Consider the following 25,288-nt stretch of genomic DNA (forward strand, 5'->3'; position numbering starts at 1 on the left):
AGCCCACTTTAGCGCGCGGAACATGCGGAACCGACTCACACTGGGCCCTCCGACCTGGGAGGCATCCCGATGACGCAGCTGCCCCAGCTCCAAGAAACGCTCTTCCTCACCGACGGCGGCGCCGAGACCACCCTGATCTTCGACGACGGCATCGACCTGCCCGACTTCGCGGCGTTCCCGCTGCTCGACGACCCCGACGGGCACGCGGCGCTGACCCGGTACTACGAGCGGTACGCGGGCATCGCCGAACGGGACGGCGCCGGCGTCGTCCTCGAGACCGCCACCTGGCGGGCCAGTGCGGACTGGGGCGCGCGGCTCGGGTACGACGCGAAGAAACTCGCCGGAGCCAACCGCAAGGCCGTCGACCTGCTGCTCGACGTGCGGCAGCGGTTCGCGATCCCCGTGGTCATCAGCGGGTGCGTCGGGCCGCGACGGGACGCCTACCGGCCCGACACGACCATGAGCCGCGACGAAGCACGCGGCTACCACGCGAAGCAGATCAGGACGTTCGCGGACACCCCGGCGGACCTCGTCACCGCCATGACGCTGACGAACACCGCGGAGGCCACCGGCATCGTCGACGCCGCGCGCGAGGCGAACGTGCGGGTCGTCATCTCGTTCACCGTCGAGACGGACGGGAAGTTGCCGTCCGGGGAGACGCTCGGGCACGCGATCGAGCGGGTCGACGAGGACACGGTCGGCTACCCGGCCTACTACATGGTCAACTGCGCGCACCCGACGCACATCGCGCCCGCGCTCGACCCGGAAGCGCCGTGGGCACAACGGATCCGGGGCCTGAGAGCCAACGCGTCCAAGCTCAGCCACGCCGAACTCGACGAGGCGGAGACGCTCGACCGCGGCGATCCCGCGGAGCTCGCGAACGACTACCGCGCGCTCAGAGCGAAGTTCCCGCTGCTGACCGTGCTGGGTGGCTGTTGCGGTACCGACCACCGGCACGTCGACGCCATCAGCCGCGCGGTCAGTGGTTGAGGTCGGTCCTCAACGCCGCCGCCCCGCGCAGGTAGACGTGCTTGATCGACGAGCGCGGCAGGTCCGTCTCCACGTGCGCCAGCAACCGGATCACCCGCGGCATCGAGCCGGGCACCGCGATCTCCGTCGCGGACAGCAGCGGCACGTCCGAGAGCCCCGCCTGGCGGGCGGCGTAGGCGGGGAACTCGGACACCAGGTCGGGTGTCGCGGTGAGCACCACGGAGATCAGGTCGTCCGGCGTCAAGGCGTTGCAGGACAACACCTCCCGCACCAGCTCGGCCGTCGCCTCCAGCAGCAGGTCGCGCGAGTCCGCGTCGATCTGCGTGGCTCCCCTGATCGCTCGCACCGCCATGCCACCGACAGTAGCAGCGTCCTCAGTGGACAGGTCATTGCTCCACAACGATGTTCGGGAACCGGGCCGTCAGGCCGAGCAGGTTCACGACGTAGATCGCCCACCCGCCGCCGACGAGCACGAGCCGCCGCTCCCCCAGCGACTCGGCCGCCTCGATCAGCACCCGCAGCCCGCTCGACCCGATGAACGTCAGCCCGGAGAAGTCGATCACCACGTCATCGGAACCCGGGCCCGGCGCGCAGGCGAGCGCCAGTTCGGAACGCAGCAGGTCGCAGGTGTTCAGGTCGACCTCGCCGACGAGCGCCACCACCGCGCCGCGGCGGCGCACCTCCAGCAGGCTCGGTCTCGGACTCATCGCGGGCGCCTCAAGGCTCGGGAGCGCCAGGAAACGCCACCCGGCCCGCCCGACACCAGTGCCGGTCGGCCCCGAAACGCCTCTACTGTGCCAGGTCGGCGAGCAGCAACCCGCTGCGCGGCTTCGGCGTGAAGTAGGTGCTCTTGCGCGGCATCTTGCGGCCCGACAGCACCTCCCCCATCGGCACGGGCGCGATCAGCAGCACCGCCTCGGCCTCCACGGCCGGGTCGACCACGGGCCGCACGCACGGGCTCTCGGGGTCCAGCCCCAACGCCTCGCCGAGCAGCACCGACTCCACCACGGCGTGGTCGATGCCCCGTCCCGCGGGCAGTTCGACCCGCAACACCTCGTCGGGGCAGCGCACCACGACCACGCCCGGTTCCGGGTCGACGACGTACGGCAGCGCCGACACCGTCAGCCCGACCCGTTCCCACGCCGTCACCAGGTCGGACGCCGTCAGCCCGGTGCCGACGACCGCCCGGTGGATCGGCCCGACCCGCAGGCCGGGCCCGGACGTGACGAGCGCCAGCAACCCGGCGAGCCCCGCCTCGCGCGCCGCCGCGACCCGGTGGTTGCCGTCCGCCACCAGCAACGGGTGCGCGCCCGCGGCCTCCAGGAACCGGTCCTGCTCCGAGCCGGGCCCGACCAGCCACACCCAGTGCCGCCGCCCGCCCGAGTCGACCAGCGAGACCGCGGGCTCCTCGGTCATGCCGAGCACCAGGTCGGTCAGCCCGTCGTGCGGCGTGATCGGGATCAGCATGGCGGCGCTGGTGGCGATGCCGAGCGAGGCGAGCACCCGGCCGCGTTCGGCGACCACGTCCGGGTAGACGTCCTCGGTGTGCTCGATGCCGTCCGGGTCGACCAGGCACAGCAGGCCGCACGCCGTGCCGTCCGGACCGTCCACCCGGTACGGCGCCACGACGTCGTCGACCTCGCGGTACGCCCGCCGGATCAACGCCGCGAGCTCGGTGCGGGCGGCGGGCAGCGCGGCCGGCAGGCCGGTGCCCGCCGCCAGCGCGGCGGGCGTGCGGTGGGGGTGCTGGACGGCCAGCAACGTGCCGTGCGGGGCTCTGGCGAGCGCCCCGATCACCTGGCCGGGTTCGGCGAACTCGTCGACGTCCGGGCCGGGCACGCGCTCGCGTACCACCCAGCCGTGACGCACGGGGCGTACACGCGATGACATCCCCGTATCATGATCTGTGTGAACGTGGAGATCACGCCCCTGCCGGGCATCGGGACGCGCCAGGACTTCATGATCCGCGCCGGACGACGTGTCGGCGTGATCACCTATCGCGACGGCAAGTTCGAACTCATCGTGTCCAAAGCCAACGACCCGGACTCGTGTTCGGCGTCGATACCGCTGTCGCCGGAGGAGGCGAGCACGCTCGCGGGCCTGCTGGGCGCGCCGCAGCTCGTCGCGCACCTGCGCGAGGAGACCCGCGACATCGCGGGCATCACGACGCGGCAGCTGCCGGTCACCGCGTTCGCGAACCGCACGCTCGGTGAGACCGCTCTGCGCACCAGGACCAGTGTGTCCATCGTGGCCGTCGTGCGCGCGGGCAACGCGCATCCGTCGCCAGGCCCCGACTTCCTCTTCGAAAACGGTGACCTCGCGGTCGTCGTCGGTACCGCGGAGGGCCTCGACGCCGCCGCTGAGATCCTCCACGGCGGTTAAGCACAGTGCACGAGACAACAATCGCCATGATCCAGCTCGGCGCGGTCTTCTTCGGCCTCGGCCTGTTGGGTCGTGTGGCCAGACGCGCCGGCATCTCCCCGATCCCGCTCTACCTGATCGGCGGGCTCGCGTTCGGCGACGGCGGGCTGGTGCCGTTGCACGGCATCGAGGAGTTCACGCACCTCGCCAGCGAGATCGGCGTCGTGCTGCTGCTCCTGCTGCTCGGTCTCGAATACTCGGCCTCGGAACTCACCACCGGACTCAAGAAGTCGTGGATGGCGGGCGTGCTCGACCTGGTGCTGAACGCGGCGCCGGGCGCGATCGTGGCGTTGATGCTCGGCTGGGGCACGGTCGGCGCGCTGGCGATGGCGGGCGTCACGTACATCTCGTCGTCCGGCATCGTCGCGAAGGTGCTCGGCGACCTCGGACGGCTGGGCAACCGCGAGACGCCCGTCGTGCTGTCGGTGCTCGTGTTCGAGGACCTCGCGATGGCCGTCTACCTGCCGGTGCTGACGGCCGTGCTGGCCGGTGTGACGTTCCTCGGCGGACTGACGTCCGTCGGCATCTCGTTGCTCGCCATCACCGTGGTCCTGGTGGTGGCGTTGAAGTACGGCCGGTTCATCTCGGCCATCGTGGACAGTCCGGACCACGAGGTGTTCCTGCTCAAGCTGCTCGGCTCGGCGCTGCTCGTGGCGGGCATCGCGTCGCAGCTGCAGGTGTCGGCGGCGGTCGGCGCGTTCCTCCTCGGCATCGCGATCTCCGGGTCGACGGCCGAGAACGCGACGCGCCTGCTGGAGCCGTTGCGGGACCTGTTCGCCGCGATGTTCTTCGTCGTGTTCGGGTTGAACACCGATCCGACGTCGATCCCGCCCGTGCTCGGCATCGCGGTGGCGCTGGCGGTCGTGACGACGGCGACGAAGGTCTTCACCGGCTGGTGGGCTGCCCGGCGGCAGGGCATCGGCAAGATGGGTCGCATGCGGGCGGGCGCGGCACTGGTGGCGCGCGGCGAGTTCTCCATCGTCATCGCCGGTCTGGCCGTGGCGTCCGGGCAGGTGAACGGCGACCTGGCGGCGCTGGCGACCGCCTACGTGCTGCTGATGGCGATCCTCGGGCCCATCGCGGCGAAGTACGTTGAGCCAATCGGTGAATTCTTTCAGCGCAGACGGCAAATGGCCTGAAACGAGTGCCCCGATGTGACGACTCTCTAGTGAGAGCTAGACGGAGAGTAGGGGCGAAACGTCATGACCGAACCCGTAGAAGTGGAGACCACCGGCCGGTTCCTGGTGCTGCTGCAGGAAGACGCCGTCGAAGAGGGGCTGGCCGAGCTCGGCGCGATCGCCGGGTTCGACCTCAACAGCGGTGATCTGGACGCGGAGACCGTGCAGGTCTTCCCGGAGCTCGGCGTCGCGGTCGTGTCCGCCGACCCGAACCTGCTGGCCGAGCTGAACAACGCGGCCGGCCGTCCCGGACCGGTGCAGATCGTGGAGCCGGAACGCGTCGTGCACGCGTTCCAGGACGACGACGCCGCACCGGTCGCGGAGGACGTGGCCGCGGCGGCGGACGAATCGGTGCTGACCTGGGGGTTGCAGGCGGTCGGCGCGGACGTCAGCACGGCCACCGGCAAGGGCGTCAAGATCGCGGTCCTGGACACCGGCTGGGAGAAGAACCACCCGGACTTCGCGGGCCGCGCGATCACCACGAGGTCGTTCATCAACGGTGAGGACGTGCAGGACGGTCACGGCCACGGCACGCACTGCATCGGCACGTCCGCGGGCCCGCGCAAGCCCGCCACGCTGCCCGGATACGGCGTCGCGTTCGAGGCGGAGATCTTCGCGGGCAAGGTGCTGTCGAACGCCGGTTCCGGTTCCGACGGCGGCATCCTCGCGGGCATCGACTGGGCCGTCACCAACGGCTGCGCGATCATCTCGATGTCGCTCGGCGCGGACGTCCCCGCGGGCACGCCGTACTCGCAGATCTACGAGACCGTGGCGCAGCGCGCGCTGGCCAAGGGCACGCTGATCATCGCGGCGGCGGGCAACGCCTCCACGCGTCCCGGCCGGATCGCGCCGGTCGGTCACCCGGCCCGGTGCCCCAGCATCATCGCCGTGGCCGCGATCGACGTGAACCGCGCGATCGCGTCGTTCTCCTCGGGTTCGGCGGACAAGATCGGCCAGATCGACGTGTGCGCGCCGGGCGTGGACGTGTACTCGTCGTTCAAGCTGCCGGAGACCTACCGCCGCCTGCGCGGCACGTCCATGGCCACCCCGCACGCCGCGGGCGTCGCGGTGCTGATCGCCGAGAAGACCGGCGCGCGCGGCTACGAGCTGTGGGCACGCCTCGTCGGCACGGCCCTGCGCCTGCCGCTGCCGTCCACCGACATCGGCGCCGGACTCGTCCAGGCGCCATGACCGCTCCGGTGGACCAGGTGATGGTCTCCGTGACCGAGGGCAGCCTCCCGCGGGTGCTCGACGACCTGCGGGAGGCGGGCCTGGTCGTGGACACGGTCCTCGAGGCCCTGGGCGTCGTCACCGGCACCGCCGAGGTCAAGGCGATCCCGGCGCTGCAGGCGGTCCCGGGTGTCCTCGACGTGGAACGGCAGTGGCGCGTGCAGCTCCCGCCGTACTGACTAGGCTCTGCGCTGACCCCATTCACGGCTGATCGAACACGTGTTCTATGCTGTGCGCGGGGTCACGTCGTTGCGCAGAGAGGAAACCTGATCGTGTCGGACACGCTCACCGAGGTGAAGGCAGTCGAGGAGACCGTCGTGGAGGAGACTCCGGCGGCCACCGCGCCCGAGGCCCCGAAGCCCGTCGAGGCGCCCGCGCCCGCCGAGGCGCCGAAGGCCGAAGAGCCCAAGGTCGAGGCTCCCAAGGCTGAGAAGCCGAAGGCCGGCCGCCCGAAGAGCACGGCGAAGAAGACGCGCACCGTGGAGCTCACGCTCACGGTGACCGCCTCCGCGGAGGGCGAGTGGCAGGCGGACCTGGTCCACGGCACGCAGCGCGTCGTGTCGGGCCTGGTCATCCCGGCCATCGCGGTCTCCAAGGCGGCCAAGGAGCTGCACGAGGACATCGCCGAGGGCATCGAGTCGGTGCTCGAGGCGGCGCGCGACCAGCACCGCACCCGCATGGAGGAGCTGGAGGCCGAGCTGGCCAAGGTGAAGGCCCAGCTGGCCGAGCTCTCGGAGTAACCAGCAGCACGCGAGCAGGGCGGTCCGCGACGACGCGGGCCGCCCTGCGGCGTGTCGGGGTGCGGCGGGTCAGGCGCGCGAGACGAACCGGGCGACTCCGGCGCCGACCGCGACGTGCCAGTGCAGGTGCTTGTTGTGCTGCTCGTCGCCCAGGGTGGTCAGCACCTGGCAACCGCCGTGCTCGTCGACAGCCCTGGCCGCGACCTTCTTGACGGTGGCCAGGAGTTCCACGGCCAGGTCGTCGTCGAGGTCGAGCAGCGAGGCGACGTGCCGGGTGGGGATCACGATGACGTGATCGGTGCCGAAACCGGGCAGGGGCGGGCGGAACGCCAGCGTGTGCTCGGTCCGCGCGAGGACCTCCACGTCCACCCTGCCCGGGATCACCTCGTCGCAGTACCAGTCAGGCCCCATGCCCGGCGCCGGGTCAGCGAGACGGGTCGAGCAGGAGCTTCCCAGCGGTGCGCCGAGACCGCAGGTCCTCGTGCGCCTGCCGGATCTCGCCCATCCCGTACTCCCCACCGGGAACGGCCTTCAACTTCCCGTCCACCACGAGCTGGAACAGCTCGGCCATCGCCCGATGCGCCAGAGTCCCGTGCTCGGCGTCCCGGACCTTCAAAGCGTGCGGCAGCCACATACCCGCAACGGCCGTGGAGTGCACCAGCAACGCCCCGAGGTCGACCGGCTTCGGCCTTTCCCGCGAGGCCATGCCGTAAAACGCAAGCCGCCCGAACGGAGCCAGCGCCACCAACGACTGGTCAGTGACCACACCCCCGGTCATGTCCAGGACGACATCAACCCGCCGCCCGCCATTGGCTTCCTTCAACGCGGCGGTCATGTCAGCAGCCCGTGAGTCGATGGCGACATCGGCCCCGAGCGAAAGCGCCAACTCCCGCTTCTCCTCGGAAGAAGCCGTGGCGATGACCCGCCCAGCTCCCCACAGCTTGGCCAGCTGCACGGCGATCGTCCCCACACCACCCGCGGCAGCGTGCACGACGACCGACTCACCGGGCTCCATGTGAGTCGACTTCCGCAGCAGCAACCAGGCCGTGGCGCCCTGAACGATCAACGACAACGCCGTCAGGTCGTCCACGCCGTCCGGCACGTCGAAGGTCGTCAACGCGGGCGCGACGGCCTTCTCCGCGTAGCCGCCGGAGTTCTTGGTCAACGCCACGACCCGGCGCCCGTCGGGAGTGGTGCCGACGACCTCGCCGCCGGGCACCAGCGGCAACTCCATCCGCGCCAGGTAGGAGTTCTCGGCCTGGTGCGTGTCGGCGTAGTTCAGGCCCGCGCGCGACACGGAGATCAGGACTTCGCCCTCGCCCGCGACCGGGTCGGGCAGCTCCACCTGCTGGAGCACCTCGGGCCCGCCGAACTCGGTGATCTGGATGGCACGCACGGTCACTTCTCCTTGAGGGCGAGCGAGATGGGGTCCTTCTGCGCGGCCGCGATTCGCGAGCCGTCCGCGGCACGGGGGCCCGGTGGGTTGCGGAAGGTGAACGGCTCCGCCGGGCGGCCGGACTGGACGAACCAGGCCTCGCCGGTACCGGAACCCTCCACAATGGACATGAACGCGTCGACGACCACGGACACCGGCAGGATCGGCATGCCCACCTCGTCGAGGGCCGACCGCAGCGGGACGATGATGTTGGTGTCGGCGAACGCGGGACACAGGGCGTTCACGCGGATGTCCTGGTACGCACCGCCGAGCGCGCGGACCAGACCGACGACCGCGGCCTTGTTCGCGCCGTAGACCGGGTCGCCGGGCGTGGGCATCAGGCCCGCCATCGACGCCGTGGCGATGATCTGGCCACCGCGCTTGCGCAGCTCCGGCAACGCGTGGTGCGCGCCGTAGACGACGCCGTCGACGTTGATCGCCATCGCACGGCGGTAGAGCTCGAAGTCGAAGTCGTCGCCGAGCGAGCGGCCGGTGCCGATGCCGGCGTTCAGGAACGCGATGTCGAGCCCGCCGTAGGTGCTCACGGCCACGGCGACGGCCTCGGCGGAGTCCGACGGGACCGTCACGTCGCAGCGCACGAAGACGCCGCCGATCTCGTCGGCGACGGCCTTGCCCCGGTCCTCGTCCACGTCCGCCACCACGACGTGGGCACCGAGCGACGCGAGCCGCCGGGCGGACGCGGCGCCGATGCCGTTGGAGCCGCCGGTGATGAGCGCGACCTTGCCGGTGAGTTCCACGGGCACCTGCCTCCTCGTAGTGCAACATTCCGACCAGTCGGTATGGTCGTCCGGACAGGCCTGGACGTCAAGCTGACTGATAGGTACGTTACTAAGCGCTTGCTTAGCTCACCACCCTGAACCGAAGGAGGACCCGTGGCCGACAGGGTTGCGATCGTCACCGGCGCGGCTCGTGGCATCGGTGCCGCGGTCGCGCAGCGTCTCGCCGCGGACGGCCTGGCCGTCGCGTTGCTCGACCTCGACGAGCAGGGCGTGCTCGAGGGCGCCGAGAAGATCGTCGCGAGTGGTGGGCGCGCCATCGGCCTCAAGGTCGACGTCGCCGACGAGGACCAGGTCAACGCCGCGGTCACGAAGGTCGCCGAGGACCTCGGCGCGCCGACCGTGCTGATCAACAACGCCGGCGTGCTGCGCGACAACCTGCTGTTCAAGATGACCGCGAGCGACTGGGACACGGTCATGAACGTGCACCTGCGCGGCGCGTTCCTGATGAGCAAGGCCGTGCAGGCGTTCCAGACGAAGGAAGGCTTCGGCCGCATCGTCAACCTGTCGAGCACCTCCGCACTCGGCAACCGCGGCCAGGCCAACTACTCCGCCGCCAAGGCCGGCCTGCAGGGCTTCACGAAGACCCTCGCGATCGAGCTCGGCAAGTTCGGCGTCACGGTCAACGCGATCGCGCCCGGCTTCATCGCCACCGAGATGACGAAGGCGACCGCCGAGCGCATGAAGATCTCGTTCGAGGACCTCGTGAACGGCGCGGCGCAGGCGATCCCGGTCGCGCGCGTCGGCCAGCCGGAGGACATCGCGCACACCGCGTCGTTCCTCGTCAGCGAGGGTGCCGGGTTCGTGTCCGGCCAGGTCATCTACGTCGCCGGCGGACCGAAGGACTGAGGACGCCCACCATGCGCGCTTTCGAGAACATCGACGAGCTCGTCGCCGCCAAGGGTCAGCACCTCGGGTTCGGCGAGTGGCACGAGATCACGCAGGAGCAGGTCAACCTGTTCGCCGACGCGACGCTCGACCACCAGTGGATCCACATCGACGTCGAGAAGGCCGCGAAGGGACCGTTCGGCGGTCCGGTCGCGCACGGCTACCTGACGTTGTCGCTGGTGCCGTACCTGGTGCGGGACGTCTACACGGTCAAGAACATCAAGATGGGCGTGAACTACGGCAGCAACAAGGTCCGCTTCCCGCAGCCGGTGCTGGTCGGCGCCAGGGTGCGCGGCGGGGTCGAGCTGCTCGACGTCACCGACATCGCGCTGGGCAAGCAGCTCGTGACCAAGGTCGTCATCGAGATCGAGGGCAGCGAGAAGCCCGCGTGCGTCGCCGAGATCGTCAGCGTGATCGTGCCCTGATCAGGGCCTGAGGCTGTGGATCAGCAGGTCCGCGTAGTGCTCGGCCAGCCGTCCGGGCGGCATGTCGCCGTCCGGGCGGTACCAGGTGCCGAGCTGGTGCAGCGAGCCGAAGAAGTAGTACGTCGCGACGTCGGCGGGCACGTCGGCGCGGAACGTCCCGTCCGCCTGCCCCTCCTCGACGAGGCCGCGGAACTTCTCGTGGTAGCGCCGCCGTTCGGCCCGGACCTCCTTCTGCTTCTCGGCCGACAGGTGGTTCATCGACCGGAAGAACACCCTGGCGGCGTCGAAGTCGTCGATGCTGGTGACGATCACGTCGACGGCGGCCTCGCGGAGCCGTTCGGTGATCGGACCCCTGCTCTCCGCGATCTTCTCCAGGTGCTCGGTCTGCAAGCGCAGCAGCCGCCCGTAGATCTCGTGCAGCAGGTCGTCCTTGGACCCGAAGTAGTGGTACATAGCGCCTTTGGTGACACCGGCGTGCTCGACGATCTCCTGCACGGCGACGCGTTCGTACCCCTTGTCCGCGAACAGGCGGGTGGCGGCGTCGATCAGTCTTTCAGGCACGGTCACGACCGTGAGCGTACCTCCCGACCGAGGAGATCCCAGGCAATGATCAGTCGCTGGACCGTCGTCGCCGACCGCGGCGACCTCGCCAAAACCGAAGTGCTGCACGACGAACCGCCGGCCGGCCTGTCCGACGGCGAGGTGCTGCTGAGGGTCAGCCGCGTCGGCCTCACCGCCAACAACGTCACCTACGGCGTGATCGGCGACGTCATCGGCTACTGGCGCTTCTTCCCCGCAGGTGCCGAGCACCAGGGCGTCGTCCCGGTCTGGGGCTTCGCCGACGTCGTCGAGTCCACTGTGGACGGGCTCGCGCCCGGCACCCGCGTCTACGGCTACCTGCCGATGGCCAGCCACTTCGTCGCACGGCCGAAGCTCACCTCCTCCGGCTTCGTGGACACCGCCGGCCACCGCGCCGACCTGCCCGCGGTCTACAACAGCTACCTGGTGACCACCCAGGACCCGGCCTACGACGAGGCGCTGGAAGACCTGCAGGTGCTGTACCGGCCGCTGTTCCTCACCTCGTTCCTGCTGGCCGACCAGCTGGTGGACAACTCGTTCCACGGCGCCCGGACCGTCGTGATCTCGTCGGCGTCGAGCAAGACGGCGTTCGGCACGGCCCAGTGCCTGCGCAACGCCGGGGTGCGGCTCGTCGGCCTCACCTCGCCGCGCAACGTGGCGTTCACCGAGGGCCTCGGCCTCTACGACACCGTGCTCCCCTACGACGCCCCGGTGGACGTCGAGCCGTCGGTGTACCTGGACTTCAGCGGGTCGGCCGAGGTGCGGTCGGCGCTGCACTCACGGCTCGGGGCCGAGCTGAAGAAGGACATCTCGATCGGCCTGACCCACAAGGCGCCGTCGCAGGACGAGCGGTCGGAGTTCTTCTTCGCACCCGACCAGCTGCGCAAGCGGACCGCCGACTGGGGCGCCGACGGGCTCGCTCAGCGGTTCGGACAGGCGTGGCGGGGGTTCACCGCGCGGGCGGGCGACTGGGTGGCCGTCGCGCACCACAGCGGGCCGGAGGAGCTGGTCGAGGTGTGGAGGACGGTGCTGGCGGGGAAGGCGGCCCCGGCGAGCGCCGACGTGATCACCTTCTGACCTGCTCCTTGACCATCGCGAGGAACGCACCCCAGGCGGGCGCCGCGACCGTGGCGTCCGCCCGGCCCTTCGAGTCGCGGATGCGGGCGGCGGGGCCGTCCAGGGCGATCTCCACGCAGTTGGCGTCCGCACTGCCATTGCTGCGGCTGCTCTTCCGCCACACGTCGATCCCTACCTCCTGCTGGACAACCTCCCGATCCACTCAGCCGACTCCTCAGGAGTCAACGCGAGTTTCGAGAGATGCTTGAAGGTCACTCTACTGGCCTTGACCCGCTCGGCGTCCTCGATGTGGGTGGCACCCGCCGGATGCTCGACGTAGAGCACCGACATTTCACCGGGATAGGCGAAGTCCAGCAGTACGAACGACCCGTTGTGCCCGTCGTTCAGGCCCGCGGACTCCGGCAGCACCTGAGCTTTGACGTTGGGCAACCGCCCCAGCTCGCCGATGTGGAGAAGCTGCGCCTGGTCCGCGTGCCGCAGGGCGGCCTCGGCGATCACCGCGTGGTACGAAAGCGGATCATCATCGACCAGGCGCTGCTGGCGCCTCATCCGGATCTCGATCTGGTTCTCGATCCACTTCCGCGAACGCTGGACCTGCCAGCCCAAGAACACAGCCCGCATGTAGCTCTCGGCTTGCAGCAAACCGGGGATATAACCCAGCGAGAACTCGCTCACCCGGACAGCGTCGTGTTCCAAGCTGATGTAGCCGTTCTTGTCGGGCCCGTACGGATGCCACCAGCCCTTCTCGCCGGCGCGCTCCCACATGTCGATGTACGGCGCCTCCTCCGACACGAGCACGCCGTACAGGTCGAGCATCGCGCGCAGACCGTGGAACTCCGGCAGCTGACCGTTCTCGATACGGCTCAGCTTCTGGTAGTTGTACCTCAGCCGGTAGGCAGCCTCACGCTGGCTCAGCCCCGCACGCTCACGCAGCCTCTTCAAGGCCTCACCGAGGCGCACCTGCCGGAACGTGGGGTCGGACATACCCCAAACGTTACGGACGAGATCTGACATTCGTGAATCACGGTGGCGGGGTCTGATGAGGACCGTCCAACGCATGGAGTACGTCCACAGCATCCAGTACCACCGCCGCAGCCGGAACGGCCGGCTCACCCTGGCCTACGTCGAGTCCGTGACAGATCATGGTTGGTACATAAAGAAAGACGCCGACTGGAAGTCCCGCTACACCGTCGCCTGCGCCACCGAATACCTCACCCGAGTGTCAGCGGAGACGGGCACGTTCGCCATCACGGTGTGGAGGGACGAAACCCGCGTCTGCACCGTCGGACTCGACTGGAATCCTCCGAACAGGTGATCTCACCGCCGCAGCAGGCCGACCAGCAGTCCGGCGATGTTGAACGCGTCGTCGTGGCCGCGGTGGTGCGTGCCGTCGATCTTCCTGCCGGTCAGCCGCACCGCCTCGGCCATGCCGACCTCGCGCGGCAGCGCGTGCGTCAGCGCGAAGAGCGTCTTGACGTTCAGGTGCCTGGGGCCGAACGGGTAGCGGACGCCGAAGTCCGCGCACTGTCGTTCGAACATCTTGCGGTCGTAGTCGCCGTACGACGCCCACACGCGCCGGTCGGACCGGAACTCCTTGCGCAGCACCGCGCACGCCTCGGCGAACGAGACGCCACCGTCCACATCGGCCTGCGTGAGCGTGGTCAGCCGGGTGCAGAACGGGCTGACGCGCGAACGGGACGGCCGCACCAGCACGGAACGCCGCTCGCCCCGCTTCCCGGTGGCCACCTCGACCGGGCAGAGCCCGACCTCGATGATCTCCGAGACCTCATCGGGCGGCGGCGTGCCCTCCCAGCACGTCGACTCCACGTCCACCACCAGCACCTCGTCCAACGCGATCACGTGCTGATCGTCCCCCGCCCGTCTACTGGAATACGACGACGGGCAGCACGACGATCTCGCCGGTGGCGGCGTTCCAGGACTGGACCCTGCCGAGGCAGCGGGCGTTGAACTGGCCGGGGGGCAGGGTGTCGCGCAGGCTCGCCGTGTCGCACTCGACGCGGACCCTGCCGTCGCCGACGGGGGCGTGCAGGACGGCCGGGTCGTCGCCGTCGCCCACCTCGAAGCGGCCGTGCAGGGAGACGTAGTCGCGGACGTCGTTGAGGCGCTTGGCCTTGCTGCGGTGCCACGCCTCGTCGGCGCGCATGGTCCGGGTGGTCAGGTCGACGTCGACCACCCCGTGGGCCGCTCGCAGGCCCGCGAGCACCACGCCGATGACGTCGATCTCGGTGGCGGGTTTCTCGTAGGTGTCGGTGTTCTGCTCGACGACCGAGCCGTCGACGCCGATGCCGAACTCGCTCGGGCCCACCTGGAGCTTGCCGTTCTTGGTGACGGTGATCTGCTTGACGAACTGGCGGGTCACGGCGTCGTCGTAGCGGCCCACCTTGCAGAGGTTGATCATGCGCTGGCCGTGCACGTAGAACAGGATGCCCGGCACCTCGGGTTCCGGGGCGCGGTGCCGCAGCCGCTGCCACGCCAGGACGACCACGACGATCAACGCGAGCAGCGTGACGACCCAGATCAGGGTCCAGCCCCACGAGACCGACCACCAAAGGGCTCTATCGACAGCCACGGATCTCCCTCACCGCCTCCAGCAACGACTTCGCGCCGGCCTCGACCAGACGGCCACCGCTCGCCTGGGCCACGCGGTCCAGTTCGGCCGTGGAGGCCTCGCCGAACCTGATCGGGTACACGGGCACCTCGCCGCGTCCCACCCGCAGGAACTCGTCCAGCGACGGGCCCGCGTTGTTCTCGCCGTCGGTCATCAGGACCACCGCCGTGTCGCCGCGCGCGAGGTGCAGGGCGCGGTCGAGGGCGGCCCAGATGGCCGTGTTGTCGCGCAGGTCGTCGGACGCCACGACGGCCAGCAGCGCGTCGAGGTCCTCCTTGCCGCGCACGGTGATGGAGCGTTCCTCGAGAACCGTGCCCGCGAACCGCACGATCGTCACGGTCTCGCCGACGTAGAAGCGGTCGAAGCCGTTCAACGACGCGAACGCCTCGCGCAGCCCGGCGAGGCGGGGCCCGCGCATCGACGTCGAGTAGTCCAGCACGAAGACCACCTGGCGGCCGTCGCCCGCGCGGTCGTGGAACAGCAGCAGCCGGTCGATCACCTCCGTGCTGTCCGGGAAGTACAGCGCGGTGCCGAGGTCGGCGCGCAGCTTCTCGTTGCGCTGCACGGAGGACTCGACGGGACGGCGCCACGTGCGGTCGGCGATCATCTGCTGCGCGGCGGGCGACCGCAGCCACTCCACCACCCGGTCGTAGGCGGCGCGGTGCTCGGGCTCGACGAGCATCAGCGGGTAGTCGGAGAGCACGATGCCGTCGCGCGGGTAGACGATCTCCAGCGGCTCGCTCAGCTTTCCGGAGGCGTTGAGCGACAGCAGTTCCGACTCGTGTGCGACCAGTCCGTCCACATCGGACCGCCGGGCGAACTCGCCCACGGCGTCGGGCACGTCGAACGCCCGGCCCGTCAGGAACCCCTGCAGCCGGTCACAGCTCACGTCCTCGGGCCGCAGCGGCGCGCCGGTGCCCGCGGCGGCCGTGGCCACGCCGATCAACGCGGCCATCCCGCCGCCGGAGACGCGTGGATCGGCCATGCCGTAGTGGAACTGGCCCAGCGCGGCGCGGTCCGCGACGTCCGCCCACGTCGGCCGCTCCCCCAGCACGGCCCGCTTGCCCGGCCGCACGCCGAGGACCACCGGCGACGTCATGATGCTCGCCGCCAGCTCGGGTTCGGTGCCGCGCAGCCGCAGGAACCTGGTGGTGGACAACCAGGCCAGGTCGAACCCGTCCAGCGACCTGCTCGCCTCGACGGTGCCGCGGTGCTCCACGGTCAGCTCGACCCCGGTGGCGCGCTGCAGCTCCGCCAGCACGGGTCCGAGGTCGGCGAGTTCCGTGCTCGCGAGCATCTTCAGCCGGACGGGCGGCGGGGTGCTGGCCGTGCACGCCGTCAGCACCAGGAGCACGACCAGCGCCAGCAGCCTCATCCGCAGTCGCCGACGACGTCGAGCATGCGCTCGAAGAGTTCGGCCTTCGGCAGTTCCACCCTGCCCATCTCGCCGGCAGGCGGTTCCGGCAGGCCGCGTCCGGCGATGTACCCGCCGAAGTCTGTGCCGGTCTCGCCGTTCCAGCCGAGCGAGTGGAACCCGAGTTCGACCGCGCGCTGGCGCAGGTCCGGGTCGTTCATCATCAGTTCGCCGATGCGGTCGCCCTCGGGCGTGAACGAGATCAGCTCGGGCGTGCTCTGGTGCTGCTTGGTCGGGTAGAGCAGGACGCGTTCGGTGTCGAAGTTCTGCTGCCGCAACTGGTACGCGATGTACTGGTGCTCGTAGATCACCGCGATCACGGCGTGCGTGCGGCCCTCCGGCACGAAGTACTTCGGGGCCATGTCCTCGCCGGCCTGGCCCTGCGCGTCGATGTGCGGTTTGACGGCGAGGGCCAGTTTCTCGGCCTCTTCGACGGTCTGCGGTGGCACGTCACCGAGGGCGGTGGCGAAGAACCCGACGAGCGTGGCGCCGGAGTAGGCCTTGCAGGGGTCCGGCGACTGGGCGATGACCCGGTTGCCGTTGGACAGGCCGGGGTCGATGTCCTTCCACCGCTGCTTGCCGAGTTCGGCGAACCCGTTCACGTTGAGGGTGTAGTAGAACGGCTTGTCACCGCCGTGGTGCGGCTTCGCGACACCGGCTTTGACGAGCGCCTCGGCGTACTCGCGGAACGTCGCGAGCACCACCGGCGTGAAGAACGGCCGGTACGGCACGACGTGCTTGCCGGCCCGGCGCGCCTTGACGTGCTCGTTCGCCACGTGCCCGGACGGGAAGACGAAGTGGTACGAGTCGAGGTCGGGCTTCTCGGCGAGGTCGCGGGACCCGATCGGCGTCACGTGCACCTGGTAGCCGCGCGCCATCAGGATGCGCTTGACCTGCTCGTCCTGGAAGAAGTCGCGCTTGGAGGCGAAGAGCGCCCGCACGACCGTGACGGACTTGAACGGGCCGGTGACGTGCCCCGAGACGAGCAGCACCACCAGCCCGGCCACGAACACCGCCAGCGGCGGCACGAACCACAGCAGGAACCGTCTTCGCGGGTCGACGATCTTGAACTCGGGCTCCCGCACGGCTCCCCCTGGAGTCAGACGATCACGGCACCACCGTCGACGACGAGCGTCTCGCCGGTAACGTAACCGCCCGCCGGGGAGGCCAGGAACAAAACGGCCGCGGCTAGTTCTTCCGCGTCACCGATTCGCCCGGATGGCAGCGAGGCCTGGATCTTCTCGAGGTAACCGGGCGGGTACTGGTCGGTCATCTCGGAGGAGAAGAACCCGGGGCAGATGGCGTTGACGCGGATGCCCTTGCGGCCCGTCCACTGCTGCGCGAGGTCCCGCGTGAGGCCGAGCAGGCCCGCCTTGGACGCCGAGTACGCGGCCTGGGGGATGCCGCCGGTGACGAGGCCGAGCACGCTGGAGATGTTGATGATCGAACCGCCGGACTTCATGACGGCGGCGGCCGCCTGGGCCATCCAGTAGGCACCGTTGAGGTTCACGTCCATCACGCCGAGGAATTCCTCCGGCGTCTCCCGCGAGGCCGGGACCGCCGACGCGACGCCGGCGTTGTTCACGAGCACCGCGACGGTGCCGAACTCGGCCGCCTCGCGGGCGACCTCGCGGCAGTCCTCGGGCCGCGCCACGTCGGCCTGCACGACCAGCGCGCGCTGACCGGTGGCCTCGACGAGCGCGGCCGTCTCCTTGAGCCTGTCCGCGCGACGGGCGGCGAGCACGACGTCCGCGCCCGCCTCCGCGAGTCCCTTGGCGAACGCGACACCGAGGCCGGAGGACGCGCCGGTGACGATCGCGACCTTCCCGTCCAGGCGGAACTTGTCCAGGATTCCCATCGTCACGAAAGCCTTTCCAGGATGATCGCCATGCCCTGACCGCCGCCGACGCACATCGTTTCGAGACCGAACTGGGCGTCGCGGGCCCGCATGCCGTTGATCAGCGTCGTCATGATCCGCGCGCCGGTCGAGCCGAACGGGTGGCCGAGCGCGATCGCGCCGCCGTGCACGTTGAGCTTGTCGATGTCGATGCCCAGCGCGCGCTGCGATCCGAGCACCTGCACGGCGAACGCCTCGTTGATCTCGACCAGGTCGATGTCCGAAATGGACAGACCGGCGTGGCCGAGCGCCTGCCGCGTGGCCTCGACCGGGCCGAGGCCCATGATCTCCGGCGAGAGCCCGGACACGCCCGTGGACACGATGCGCGCCAACGGGGTCAGCCCGAGTTCACGCGCCCGCACGTCACTCATGATCACGACCGCGGCCGCGCCGTCGTTCAACGGGCAGCAGTTGCCCGCGGTGACCGTGCCCTCGGGGCGGAAGACGGGCTTCAGCCCGGCCACGGCCTCGTAGGTCACCCCGGCGCGCGGGCCGTCGTCGGCGGACACCACCGTGCCGTCGGGCAACGTCACCGGCGTGATCTCGCGGGCGAAGAACCCGTCCGCGATCGCCTTCTCGGCGAGGTTCTGCGACCGGACGCCGAACTCGTCCTGGTCGTGCCGCGAGATGCCGAGCTGCGTCGCGACGTTCTCGGCCGTCTGGCCCATCGCGATGTAGTAGTCGGGCAGCTTGCCGTCCAGCCGCGGGTCCGTCCACGGCGCGTTCGACGCGGCGGTGTCCAGGGTCCGTTGCTGGGCCTCGTCGAACAGCGGGTTGGACGAGGGCGTGCCGGAGTGCACGTACCGCGACACGCACTCGACCCCGGCGGACAGGAAGGCGTTGCCCTCGCCCGCCTTGATGGCGTGGAAGGCCATCCGCGCGGTCTGCACGGACGACGCGCAGAACCGGTTGACCGTCGTGCCCGGCAGCGCGTCGTACCCGAGCTGCACGGCGACGCGGCGGGCGATGTTCTGCCCGTGCTCGTCCTGCGGCTCGGCGCACCCGAGGTGCAGGTCGGTGATCTCGGACGCCGGGATCTCGCCCAGCGCGGCCGAGATCACCTGCGCGGCCAGGTCGTCCGGCCGCAGTGTCGCGAGAGTTCCCTTGCGGGCACGGCCGATCGGCGACCGGGCCGTGGAAACGATGACCGCTTCAGCCATGCCGTTCTCCTTACAGGCCCAGGTCGCGGCCGATGAGTTCCTTCATGATCTCGTTGGAGCCGGCCCAGATCTTCGTGACGCGGGCGTCCATCCACGCGCGGGCGACGCGGTACTCGGTCATGTAGCCGTAGCCGCCGTGCAGCTGCACGCAGGCGTCGATGACGTCGTTCTCGACCTCGGCGCTCCAGTACTTCGCCTGCGCCGCCTCGACGGGGCTGAGCTCACCGCGCACGTGCTGCATGGTCAGCGTGTCGACGAACGCCTGCGTGACGTCGAGCTTGGTGCGCAGTTCGGACAGCAGGAACTTGTTGTGCTGGAACTTGCCGATGGCCTGCCCGAACGCCTTGCGCTCCTTGACGTACTCGAGCGTCTCCTCGAAGACGCCCTGCGCGTGCGCGAGGTTCGAGATGGCGGCGCCGATCCGTTCCTGCGGCAGGCGTTCCATCATGTAGATGAAGCCCTGGCCCTCCTCGCCGATCATGTGCTCCTGGCTCAGGCGCACGTCGGAGAAGAACAGCTCCGCGGTGTCGGACGGGTGCTGGCCGACCTTGTCGAGCTTGCGGCCGCGCTCGAAGCCGGGCATGCCGGTCTCGACGGCGAACAGCGTGATGCCGCGCGCGCCCTTGGACGGGTCGGTGCGGGCCGCGACGACGATCATGTCGGCGGTGTAGCCGTTGGTGATGAACGTCTTGGAGCCGTTGAGGATCCAGTCGTCACCGTTCCGCACGGCGTTGGTCTTCAGCGCCGCGAGGTCGGAGCCACCGGACGGCTCGGTCATCGCGATGCCGGTCTTGATCTCGCCGGTGCACATGCCGGGCAGCCAGCGCTGCTTCTGCTCCTCGGTGCACAGGTCGACGAGGTACGGCGCCACGACGTCGCCGTGGATGCCGAGCGACGACGCCACCGCGGCGTTGACCCGGCAGAGTTCCTCGGCGAAGACGGTGTTGAAGCGGTAGTCGTTCGCGCCGCTGCCGCCGTACTCCTCCGGGATCTCGAGGCCCAGCAGGCCCTGCCGGCCGGCCTCCAGCCACACGTCCCGGTCGATCACGCGCTCTTCGATGAACTTCTCGACGTTCGGCGTGATCGTGCGCTCGACGAACGCCTTCGCCGACTCCCGGAACGCGGCGTGATCCTCGTTGAACAGCGTCCGCTGCACGACTAACCTCCATACTAAGCGGTTGCTTAGAGCTAAGCGCACGCTTAGCGTGCAGTACGATCCATCACCTGTCAACACGCTAGGAGCCGCCCGATGACGACGACCGGACTGGACGGGTTCGCGCTGCTCGACGAGACGTGGCGCACGGTCACCCCCGACGCCGCCCGCCGGATGCTCATCGCGGCCGTCCAGGCGTTCGCAGGCAAGGGATATCACGCCACGACGACCCGGGACATCGCCTCGTTGGCGGGAATGTCACCGGCGGCCGTGTACATCCACTACCGGTCCAAAGAGGAGCTTCTGTTCAACATCTCGCTCGTCGGCCACGAGACGTCGCTCGCGTTGCTGTCGAGCATCGAGGGCGAGGGTGCGACGCAGCGGCTGAAGAACGCGGTGGCGGCGTTCGCGGGCTGGCACGCGGAGTTCCACACGACGGCGCGGGTGGTGCAGTACGAACTGGGCGCGCTCTCGCCGGAACACCACGCTCAGGTGGCGGAGCTGCGCCGGCAGATCGAGCAGCGGATGCGGTCCTTCATCGAGGACGGCGTGCAGGCGGGCGTGTTCGACGTGCCCGACGTCAAGGGGGCGACGCTCGCGGTGCTGTCGCTGTGCATCGACGTCGCGCGCTGGTACCACCCGGACGGGAAGCGGACGCCGGACGAGATCGGCGCGTTGTACGCCGACCTCGTCCTGCGGATGGTCCGTCCCAACCAGCTGACCGACTTCTAGCTGACTGACTTCCTGCCGTACATCCCGGCGACCACCGAGACGCCGACGGCGGCCACGATGACCTGGACGATGAGCTCGATCCAGTCGATGCCGGGCGTGTCCTCCACGCCGAGCAGGCGCGCGATCCACGTGCCGATGAACGCGGCGACGATGCCGACGATGATCGTCAGCCAGATCGGGATGTTCTGCTTGCCCGGCGCGAACAGCCGGCCGAGCACGCCCAGGATCAGACCGATGACGAGCGCACCGATGATGCTGCCGATGCCCATGACCGCCTCCTCCGCGATGATTTCGGATCTTGGCCGAGATCATCCCTTCAGAGGACAGAACACGCAGCACGAGGCGTAACGCCGTCGTCCGTTCGGGTTACCAGCGGCTGCCGGAGACCTGCGCCATCCACTGGTTGATCGTCGCGGTCCAGTCGGTGCCGACCGCCTGCTGGTGCGAGACGGCGAACCGGCCGTAGGCGTCGCCACCGGAGCGCAGCAGGCCGGCGCGCTTGTCGGCCTCGAGGATCACGTGCAGCTCGTGCGGGGTCGTGACGAACGTCAGCTCGACCTGCTTGAGGCGGCCGGAGAACTGCGGCGGCGGGTAGAACTCGATCTCCTGGTAGAACGGCAGCTGCTGCGGGACGCCGTAGATGCGGCCCTTCTCGTTGTCCGCCTTGGTGAAGCGGAAGCCCATGTGCCCGAACGCCTGGAGCACGGCGTCCTGCGACGGCAGCGGGTGTACCCAGATCGGGTCGAGGTCGCCGGGGTCGACGGCGCCGCGGACCTCGAGTTCGGTGCGCAGGCCGAGCTGCATGCCGGAGAGCTGCGTGCCGCCGACGACGTTCAACGGGCACTCGTGCGGCACCTGGAACTGGAACGGCAGCGACATGTTCTGGTGCGGCTGGGCGAGGATCCGCTGGCCCACGGAGAACTTGTGGAACTCCATGTTGGTGTTGTACTCGTTGTCGCCGCTCTCGACCTCGACGCGGGTGAGCAGCGCGAGCGTGACGTGGTCGATCTCGGCGGGGTGGTCGCCGCCCGCGATGCGCACCTCGCCGGACAGCACCTCGCCGGGCCTGACGTTCGGGTTCGTCAGCACCGTGTCGACAGTCGGCCCGCCCACGCCGAACGCGCGCATCATCCTCTTGAACACCACTGCGGCCTCCTGGAGCCCTTCGGTTTGCGGGGAGTCTGCCAACTGGATCGCCCGTTTGCGGCGAAGTGTTCCGTTGACGCCTCACCACCCCGATCGGTTCCGTATGGACTTCCGTTGACTTCAGATGGCAACATGCGACCGCCGTCACATACTAAGCGGTCGCTCAGGAGGTTGCCCGTGCTGCTCGTCGCCAACCGGGGTGAGGTGGCTGTCCGCGTCCTGCGCGCGGCGGCTGACCTGGGGATTCGCACCGTGGCGGTGTATGCGGAGGACGATGTTTCCTCGCTCCACGTGCAGCTGGCGGACCGGGCCGTGGCGCTGTCCGGGCCCTCCCCGTACCTGGACGTGGACCAACTGCTGGACGCCGCTTCCGGCTGTGTCGCGGTGCATCCGGGGTGGGGATTCCTGTCCGAGAACGCCGCGTTCGCCCGGGCGTGTTCCGCGCGCGGACTCACGTTCGTGGGGCCTTCCGCTGACGTTCTGGAGTTGCTCGGTGACAAGCGGCGAGCGCGGGAACTGGCGGCGTCGCTGGGGATTCCGGTGCTGGACGCCGTGCCCGGTTCCTTTCCGGTCATGGTAAAGGCCGTCGCCGGGGGTGGTGGCAAGGGCATGCGGGCCGTGCACTCGGCGGACGAGCTGGATGCCGCGGTGGAGGCGTGCCGGGCCGAGGCGCTGGCGGCGTTCGGGAACGGCGACGTCTACTTGGAACGGTTGATGCCCGCCGCGCGGCACATCGAGGTGCAGCTCGTCGGGACCGCGGTGATCGGCGACCGCGACTGCTCGTTGCAGGTCAGGCACCAGAAGGTCGTCGAGATAGCGCCCGCTCCCCTGCTGGAGCCGGAGCTGCGCAAGGCGTTGCACTCGGCCGCGGTGTCGCTGGCTTCCGCTGCCGGGTTCACCGGGGTGGGGACCGTGGAGTTCCTGGTGTCCGGGGACTCCTACGCCTTCCTGGAGGTCAATCCCCGTCTGCAGGTCGAGCACACGGTGACCGAGATGGTGTCCGGTGTGGACCTCGTCCGGACGCAGTTGCTGCTGGCCTGGGGTGGCGACGTCGACTACACGCCGCTGGACCGCGGTGCCGCCGTGCAGGTGCGCCTGAACCAGACCTCGGGCGGGGTGCTGTCGGCTTTCGGGCTGCCTGCCGGACCCGGGGTGCGCGTCGACACGCACGGGTACGTCGGGTACCGGGTCGGGACCGCCTACGACGGCCTGCTCGCGAAGCTCGTGGTGCACGGCGAGGACCTGGACGTCGCCCTGAACCGGGCGCGGCGGGCGCTGGGCGAGTTCTCGGTGTCCGGCGTGTCCACGAACCTGGAGTTCCTGAAGTCCTTGCTGACCCAGGACATCGTCGGCGCCACCACGGACTTCATCGCCGCCGAGCCGGTTTCGGGTCAGCTCGCCCCGCTGGCCGGGACGGTGGTCGCTGTCTCGCCGGACTCCGTCGTGCTGGAGGCGATGAAGATGCAGCACGTCGTGCGGGTGTCCGGCGACGTGCTGGTGTCGGTGGGCGACACGGTGGCAGAGGGCCAGGTGCTCGCGTCCGGCGCCGGTGAGTCCGCAGAGGACGTCGCCGCCGTGGATCCCGCACATGTCCGGCCGGACCTCGCCGAGGTGCTGGCGCGGCACGACTTCTCACGTCCGGAGTCGGATGCACGGCGCCACGCGCGGGGCGGGCGGACGGCGCGCGAGAACATCGCCGACCTCTGCTCCTCGTTCGTCGAGTACGGCGGGCTGGCGATCGCGGCGCAACGGCAGCGGCGGTCGTTGGAGGACCTGATCGAACGCACGCCCGCCGACGGCATGGTGGCGGGCATCGGCGTCGTGAACGGCTCACGGGTCGTGGCGATGTCCTACGACTACGCGGTGCTCGCCGGCACCCAGGGCCTGCGCAACCACCAGAAGAAGGACCGGCTCTTCGCGTTGGCGCAGCAGGAGAACCTGCCGGTGGTGTTGTTCGCCGAGGGCGGCGGCGGACGGCCCGGCGACACCGACCACAGCATGGTGAGCGGCCTCGACTGCGGCTCGTTCCACGCGTTCGCGCAGCTCAGCGGCCAGGTACCGCTGGTGGGCGTGGTGGCGGGGCGGTGTTTCGCGGGCAACGCGGTGCTGCTGGGGACGTGCGACGTGATCATCGCGGTGGAGGGCGCGAACATCGGCATGGGTGGCCCGGCGATGATCGAGGGCGGCGGGCTGGGGGTGTTCCGGCCGGAGGACATCGGGCCGTTGGACGTGCAGGTGCCCAACGGCGTCGTGGACATCGCGGTCGGCTCCGAAGAAGAGGCGGTCGCCGTCGCCAAGAAGTACCTCTCGTACTTCCAGGCTGCCGCAGGCGTCCCCTCGCCGAGTGCGCGGCCTTCGCCCGCGCCGCCGGGGGGACCCCTGGACTCAATTCTCCCAGACGGCACCGACAATTCCTGGCGCTGCGCGGACCAGCGGCTGCTCCGCCACGCCGTCCCCGAGAACCGCCTCCGCGCCTACGACGTCCGCGCCCTCATCGACACCCTCGCCGACACCGAGAGCGTCCTCGAACTCCGTGCGGGCTTCGGCAAGGCCATCGTCACCGCGCTGATCAAGGTCGAAGGCCGCCCCATCGCGCTGATCGCCAACGACCCCGCGGTCAACGGCGGCGCCATCGACGCCGACGCCGCCGACAAGTGCGCCCGCTTCCTCCAGCTCGCCGACGCCTTCGACCTCCCGGTCGTCAGCCTCACCGACACCCCGGGGTTCATGGTCGGCCCCGACGCCGAACGCACCGCCACCGTCCGCCACCTCACCCGCATGGTCGTGGCGGGCGCCAACCTGACCGTCCCCTTCGGACTCGTGGTGCTGCGCAAGGCGTACGGCCTCGGCGCGCAGGCGATGGCCGGCGGGTCCCTGAAGGTGCCGCGGTTCGCCGTCTCCTGGCCCACGGGCGAGTTCGGGCCGATGGGCCTCGAAGGCGCGATCAAGCTCGGCTTCAAGAAAGAACTCGACGCCATCGCGGACCCCGAGGAGCGCAAGCAGCGGTACGAGCAGATGGTCGCGATGGCCTACGAGCACGGCAAAGCCCTCAACGTCGCCTCGGTCTTCGAGATCGACGACGTGATCGACCCGGCCGACACGCGCCGCTGGATCGCCACGGCGCTGGCCCCCGCAACTTCCCGCCGTGAAGGGAAGAAACGCCCGTTCATCGACACGTGGTGAGGAGATTCCGTGGTCAGTGTCGCCCCTGCGGAAAAGAAGACCCTGCGCAGGCTCATGGCAGCTGGACTCGTTGGTTCATCTCTTGAGTGGTACGACTTGACCATCAGAGTTTCCGACAGGTGACTGGACACCTCTCACGTCGGAAAGTACGGTGGACGCATGGCAGCACGGACGACACTGGAGGACTACCGGGTCCGCTTCGAAGCGCTCCGCC

The 25,288-nt window shown here is 69.7% G+C and carries 30 protein-coding genes; 12 read left to right on the forward strand and 18 right to left on the reverse strand.

Annotated elements, in window-relative coordinates; genetic code table 11:
- Positions 1–69 precede the first annotated feature (69 nt).
- The gene (locus tag QSK25_RS43325; RefSeq protein ID WP_285647330.1) at positions 70–990 is read left to right on the forward strand and encodes a homocysteine S-methyltransferase family protein; all 921 of its coding nucleotides are present in this window, start codon (positions 70–72) and stop codon (positions 988–990) included.
- Here the strand turns inward: QSK25_RS43325 and aroH are convergent.
- From aroH to QSK25_RS43340, 3 genes are all read right to left on the reverse strand, one after another.
- Positions 980–1,342, reverse strand: a complete 363-nt coding sequence (aroH, locus tag QSK25_RS43330; protein ID WP_285647332.1) for a chorismate mutase — start codon at positions 1,340–1,342, stop codon at positions 980–982. The two genes, QSK25_RS43325 and aroH, sit on opposite strands and share 11 nt — an antisense overlap.
- 34 nt (positions 1,343–1,376) lie before the next feature.
- Entirely contained in the window at positions 1,377–1,697 is a 321-nt protein-coding gene (locus tag QSK25_RS43335; protein ID WP_285647333.1) for an STAS domain-containing protein, read from the reverse strand.
- A gap of 82 nt (positions 1,698–1,779) precedes the next feature.
- Positions 1,780–2,880 (reverse strand): DUF1015 family protein, encoded by a 1,101-nt coding sequence (locus QSK25_RS43340; RefSeq protein ID WP_285647334.1) that lies wholly within the window; start codon positions 2,878–2,880, stop codon positions 1,780–1,782.
- An 18-nt stretch (positions 2,881–2,898) separates the two neighbouring features.
- On the opposite strand from QSK25_RS43340, the gene QSK25_RS43345 reads away from it, so the two are divergent.
- From QSK25_RS43345 to QSK25_RS43365, 5 genes are all read left to right on the forward strand, one after another.
- Entirely contained in the window at positions 2,899–3,372 is a 474-nt protein-coding gene (locus tag QSK25_RS43345; RefSeq protein WP_285647335.1) for a cation:proton antiporter regulatory subunit, read from the forward strand.
- 26 nt (positions 3,373–3,398) lie between these two features.
- The gene (locus QSK25_RS43350) at positions 3,399–4,550 is read left to right on the forward strand and encodes a cation:proton antiporter (RefSeq protein ID WP_382445689.1); all 1,152 of its coding nucleotides are present in this window, start codon (positions 3,399–3,401) and stop codon (positions 4,548–4,550) included.
- 63 nt (positions 4,551–4,613) lie between these two features.
- Positions 4,614–5,780, forward strand: coding sequence for a S8 family peptidase (locus QSK25_RS43355; RefSeq protein WP_285647337.1), 1,167 nt, complete (start codon positions 4,614–4,616; stop codon positions 5,778–5,780).
- Complete coding sequence (locus tag QSK25_RS43360) at positions 5,777–5,998, forward strand: hypothetical protein (protein ID WP_285647339.1); 222 nt, start codon at positions 5,777–5,779, stop codon at positions 5,996–5,998. Before QSK25_RS43355 ends, QSK25_RS43360 begins: the two co-directional genes overlap by 4 nt.
- A 93-nt stretch (positions 5,999–6,091) precedes the next feature.
- Positions 6,092–6,559 (forward strand): DUF6319 family protein, encoded by a 468-nt coding sequence (locus QSK25_RS43365; RefSeq protein ID WP_352237063.1) that lies wholly within the window; start codon positions 6,092–6,094, stop codon positions 6,557–6,559.
- A gap of 69 nt (positions 6,560–6,628) precedes the next feature.
- Here QSK25_RS43365 and QSK25_RS43370 read toward each other — a convergent pair whose 3' ends face one another.
- From QSK25_RS43370 to QSK25_RS43380, 3 genes are read right to left on the reverse strand one after another with little or no spacing between them, the layout of a single operon-like run.
- Entirely contained in the window at positions 6,629–6,970 is a 342-nt protein-coding gene (locus tag QSK25_RS43370) for an HIT domain-containing protein (RefSeq protein WP_285647340.1), read from the reverse strand.
- Between the two features lie 13 nt (positions 6,971–6,983).
- Entirely contained in the window at positions 6,984–7,955 is a 972-nt protein-coding gene (locus QSK25_RS43375) for a quinone oxidoreductase family protein (protein ID WP_285647342.1), read from the reverse strand.
- Positions 7,956–7,957: 2 nt separating this feature from the next.
- The gene (locus QSK25_RS43380) at positions 7,958–8,758 is read right to left on the reverse strand and encodes an SDR family NAD(P)-dependent oxidoreductase (protein ID WP_285647343.1); all 801 of its coding nucleotides are present in this window, start codon (positions 8,756–8,758) and stop codon (positions 7,958–7,960) included.
- 129 nt (positions 8,759–8,887) lie between these two features.
- On the opposite strand from QSK25_RS43380, the gene QSK25_RS43385 reads away from it, so the two are divergent.
- Both QSK25_RS43385 and QSK25_RS43390 read left to right on the forward strand, forming a co-directional pair.
- The gene (locus QSK25_RS43385; RefSeq protein WP_285647345.1) at positions 8,888–9,640 is read left to right on the forward strand and encodes an SDR family oxidoreductase; all 753 of its coding nucleotides are present in this window, start codon (positions 8,888–8,890) and stop codon (positions 9,638–9,640) included.
- 11 nt (positions 9,641–9,651) lie between these two features.
- Complete coding sequence (locus QSK25_RS43390) at positions 9,652–10,104, forward strand: MaoC family dehydratase (protein ID WP_177230067.1); 453 nt, start codon at positions 9,652–9,654, stop codon at positions 10,102–10,104.
- On the opposite strand, the gene QSK25_RS43395 is transcribed toward QSK25_RS43390, so the two are convergent.
- Positions 10,105–10,671, reverse strand: coding sequence for a TetR/AcrR family transcriptional regulator (locus tag QSK25_RS43395; protein ID WP_285647348.1), 567 nt, complete (start codon positions 10,669–10,671; stop codon positions 10,105–10,107). It abuts the gene before it with no gap.
- Positions 10,672–10,710: 39 nt separating this feature from the next.
- Between QSK25_RS43395 and QSK25_RS43400 the strand changes: the two genes are divergently transcribed.
- Positions 10,711–11,760 carry a DUF2855 family protein gene (locus QSK25_RS43400; protein ID WP_285647349.1) on the forward strand — a complete coding sequence of 350 codons (1,050 nt, stop codon included), beginning with the start codon at positions 10,711–10,713 and terminating at the stop codon, positions 11,758–11,760.
- Here QSK25_RS43400 and QSK25_RS43405 read toward each other — a convergent pair.
- On the reverse strand, positions 11,750–11,962 hold the full coding sequence (locus QSK25_RS43405) for a DUF397 domain-containing protein (protein ID WP_285647350.1): 213 nt from the start codon (positions 11,960–11,962) through the stop codon (positions 11,750–11,752). The genes QSK25_RS43400 and QSK25_RS43405 overlap by 11 nt on opposite strands.
- Positions 11,932–12,744, reverse strand: coding sequence for a helix-turn-helix domain-containing protein (locus QSK25_RS43410; RefSeq protein ID WP_285647351.1), 813 nt, complete (start codon positions 12,742–12,744; stop codon positions 11,932–11,934). Before QSK25_RS43410 ends, QSK25_RS43405 begins: the two co-directional genes overlap by 31 nt.
- 73 nt (positions 12,745–12,817) lie before the next feature.
- Here QSK25_RS43410 and QSK25_RS43415 point away from each other — a divergent pair, with 73 nt between their 5' ends.
- A complete protein-coding gene (locus tag QSK25_RS43415) occupies positions 12,818–13,075 on the forward strand; it encodes a hypothetical protein (RefSeq protein WP_285647353.1) in 258 nt (85 codons plus the stop codon).
- Between the two features lie 2 nt (positions 13,076–13,077).
- Here the strand turns inward: QSK25_RS43415 and QSK25_RS43420 are convergent, their stop codons facing one another.
- The 7 genes from QSK25_RS43420 to QSK25_RS43450 are packed head-to-tail and all read right to left on the reverse strand — an operon-like array spanning position 13,078 to position 20,016.
- Entirely contained in the window at positions 13,078–13,620 is a 543-nt protein-coding gene (locus QSK25_RS43420) for a 3'-5' exonuclease (RefSeq protein ID WP_285647355.1), read from the reverse strand.
- Positions 13,621–13,642: 22 nt separating this feature from the next.
- Positions 13,643–14,350 carry a hypothetical protein gene (locus QSK25_RS43425; RefSeq protein WP_285647356.1) on the reverse strand — a complete coding sequence of 236 codons (708 nt, stop codon included), beginning with the start codon at positions 14,348–14,350 and terminating at the stop codon, positions 13,643–13,645.
- A complete protein-coding gene (locus QSK25_RS43430; RefSeq protein WP_285647358.1) occupies positions 14,337–15,764 on the reverse strand; it encodes a substrate-binding domain-containing protein in 1,428 nt (475 codons plus the stop codon). The genes QSK25_RS43425 and QSK25_RS43430 overlap by 14 nt, the downstream gene beginning before the upstream one ends.
- Positions 15,761–16,888, reverse strand: coding sequence for a hypothetical protein (locus QSK25_RS43435; protein ID WP_285647360.1), 1,128 nt, complete (start codon positions 16,886–16,888; stop codon positions 15,761–15,763). Before QSK25_RS43435 ends, QSK25_RS43430 begins: the two co-directional genes overlap by 4 nt.
- Before the next feature lie 14 nt (positions 16,889–16,902).
- Positions 16,903–17,661, reverse strand: coding sequence for an SDR family NAD(P)-dependent oxidoreductase (locus QSK25_RS43440; RefSeq protein WP_285647378.1), 759 nt, complete (start codon positions 17,659–17,661; stop codon positions 16,903–16,905).
- A 2-nt stretch (positions 17,662–17,663) separates the two neighbouring features.
- Positions 17,664–18,860 carry an acetyl-CoA C-acetyltransferase gene (locus QSK25_RS43445; protein WP_285647361.1) on the reverse strand — a complete coding sequence of 399 codons (1,197 nt, stop codon included), beginning with the start codon at positions 18,858–18,860 and terminating at the stop codon, positions 17,664–17,666.
- 10 nt (positions 18,861–18,870) lie between these two features.
- Positions 18,871–20,016 (reverse strand): acyl-CoA dehydrogenase family protein, encoded by a 1,146-nt coding sequence (locus QSK25_RS43450; RefSeq protein WP_285647362.1) that lies wholly within the window; start codon positions 20,014–20,016, stop codon positions 18,871–18,873.
- A gap of 93 nt (positions 20,017–20,109) precedes the next feature.
- On the opposite strand from QSK25_RS43450, the gene QSK25_RS43455 reads away from it, so the two are divergent.
- Complete coding sequence (locus QSK25_RS43455; protein ID WP_285647364.1) at positions 20,110–20,745, forward strand: TetR/AcrR family transcriptional regulator; 636 nt, start codon at positions 20,110–20,112, stop codon at positions 20,743–20,745.
- Here the strand turns inward: QSK25_RS43455 and QSK25_RS43460 are convergent.
- Both QSK25_RS43460 and QSK25_RS43465 read right to left on the reverse strand, forming a co-directional pair.
- The gene (locus QSK25_RS43460) at positions 20,742–21,014 is read right to left on the reverse strand and encodes a GlsB/YeaQ/YmgE family stress response membrane protein (RefSeq protein ID WP_285647365.1); all 273 of its coding nucleotides are present in this window, start codon (positions 21,012–21,014) and stop codon (positions 20,742–20,744) included. The genes QSK25_RS43455 and QSK25_RS43460 overlap by 4 nt on opposite strands.
- A gap of 97 nt (positions 21,015–21,111) precedes the next feature.
- Positions 21,112–21,891 carry a sporulation protein gene (locus QSK25_RS43465; RefSeq protein WP_285647366.1) on the reverse strand — a complete coding sequence of 260 codons (780 nt, stop codon included), beginning with the start codon at positions 21,889–21,891 and terminating at the stop codon, positions 21,112–21,114.
- Between the two features lie 177 nt (positions 21,892–22,068).
- Between QSK25_RS43465 and QSK25_RS43470 the strand changes: the two genes are divergently transcribed.
- A complete protein-coding gene (locus QSK25_RS43470; RefSeq protein ID WP_352237068.1) occupies positions 22,069–25,074 on the forward strand; it encodes an acetyl-CoA carboxylase family protein in 3,006 nt (1,001 codons plus the stop codon).
- The last annotated feature ends 214 nt before the right edge of the window (positions 25,075–25,288 follow it).

It is taken from the genome of Lentzea sp. NBRC 102530 (assembly GCF_030269365.1).
Taxonomy (GTDB): domain Bacteria; phylum Actinomycetota; class Actinomycetes; order Mycobacteriales; family Pseudonocardiaceae; genus Lentzea.

Coding starts and splice junctions, on each gene's coding strand:
- QSK25_RS43390 (WP_177230067.1), top strand. CDS start 9,652: ATGCGCGCTTTCGAGAACATCGACGAGCTCGTCGCCGCCAAGGGTCAG.
- aroH (WP_285647332.1), bottom strand. CDS start 1,342: ATGGCGGTGCGAGCGATCAGGGGAGCCACGCAGATCGACGCGGACTCG.
- QSK25_RS43400 (WP_285647349.1), top strand. CDS start 10,711: ATGATCAGTCGCTGGACCGTCGTCGCCGACCGCGGCGACCTCGCCAAA.
- QSK25_RS43350 (WP_382445689.1), top strand. CDS start 3,399: ATGATCCAGCTCGGCGCGGTCTTCTTCGGCCTCGGCCTGTTGGGTCGT.
- QSK25_RS43335 (WP_285647333.1), bottom strand. CDS start 1,697: ATGAGTCCGAGACCGAGCCTGCTGGAGGTGCGCCGCCGCGGCGCGGTG.
- QSK25_RS43455 (WP_285647364.1), top strand. CDS start 20,110: ATGACGACGACCGGACTGGACGGGTTCGCGCTGCTCGACGAGACGTGG.
- QSK25_RS43460 (WP_285647365.1), bottom strand. CDS start 21,014: ATGGGCATCGGCAGCATCATCGGTGCGCTCGTCATCGGTCTGATCCTG.
- QSK25_RS43445 (WP_285647361.1), bottom strand. CDS start 18,860: ATGGCTGAAGCGGTCATCGTTTCCACGGCCCGGTCGCCGATCGGCCGT.
- QSK25_RS43370 (WP_285647340.1), bottom strand. CDS start 6,970: ATGGGGCCTGACTGGTACTGCGACGAGGTGATCCCGGGCAGGGTGGAC.
- QSK25_RS43440 (WP_285647378.1), bottom strand. CDS start 17,661: ATGGGAATCCTGGACAAGTTCCGCCTGGACGGGAAGGTCGCGATCGTC.
- QSK25_RS43355 (WP_285647337.1), top strand. CDS start 4,614: ATGACCGAACCCGTAGAAGTGGAGACCACCGGCCGGTTCCTGGTGCTG.
- QSK25_RS43410 (WP_285647351.1), bottom strand. CDS start 12,744: ATGTCCGACCCCACGTTCCGGCAGGTGCGCCTCGGTGAGGCCTTGAAG.
- QSK25_RS43415 (WP_285647353.1), top strand. CDS start 12,818: ATGGAGTACGTCCACAGCATCCAGTACCACCGCCGCAGCCGGAACGGC.
- QSK25_RS43360 (WP_285647339.1), top strand. CDS start 5,777: ATGACCGCTCCGGTGGACCAGGTGATGGTCTCCGTGACCGAGGGCAGC.
- QSK25_RS43340 (WP_285647334.1), bottom strand. CDS start 2,880: ATGTCATCGCGTGTACGCCCCGTGCGTCACGGCTGGGTGGTACGCGAG.
- QSK25_RS43430 (WP_285647358.1), bottom strand. CDS start 15,764: ATGAGGCTGCTGGCGCTGGTCGTGCTCCTGGTGCTGACGGCGTGCACG.
- QSK25_RS43325 (WP_285647330.1), top strand. CDS start 70: ATGACGCAGCTGCCCCAGCTCCAAGAAACGCTCTTCCTCACCGACGGC.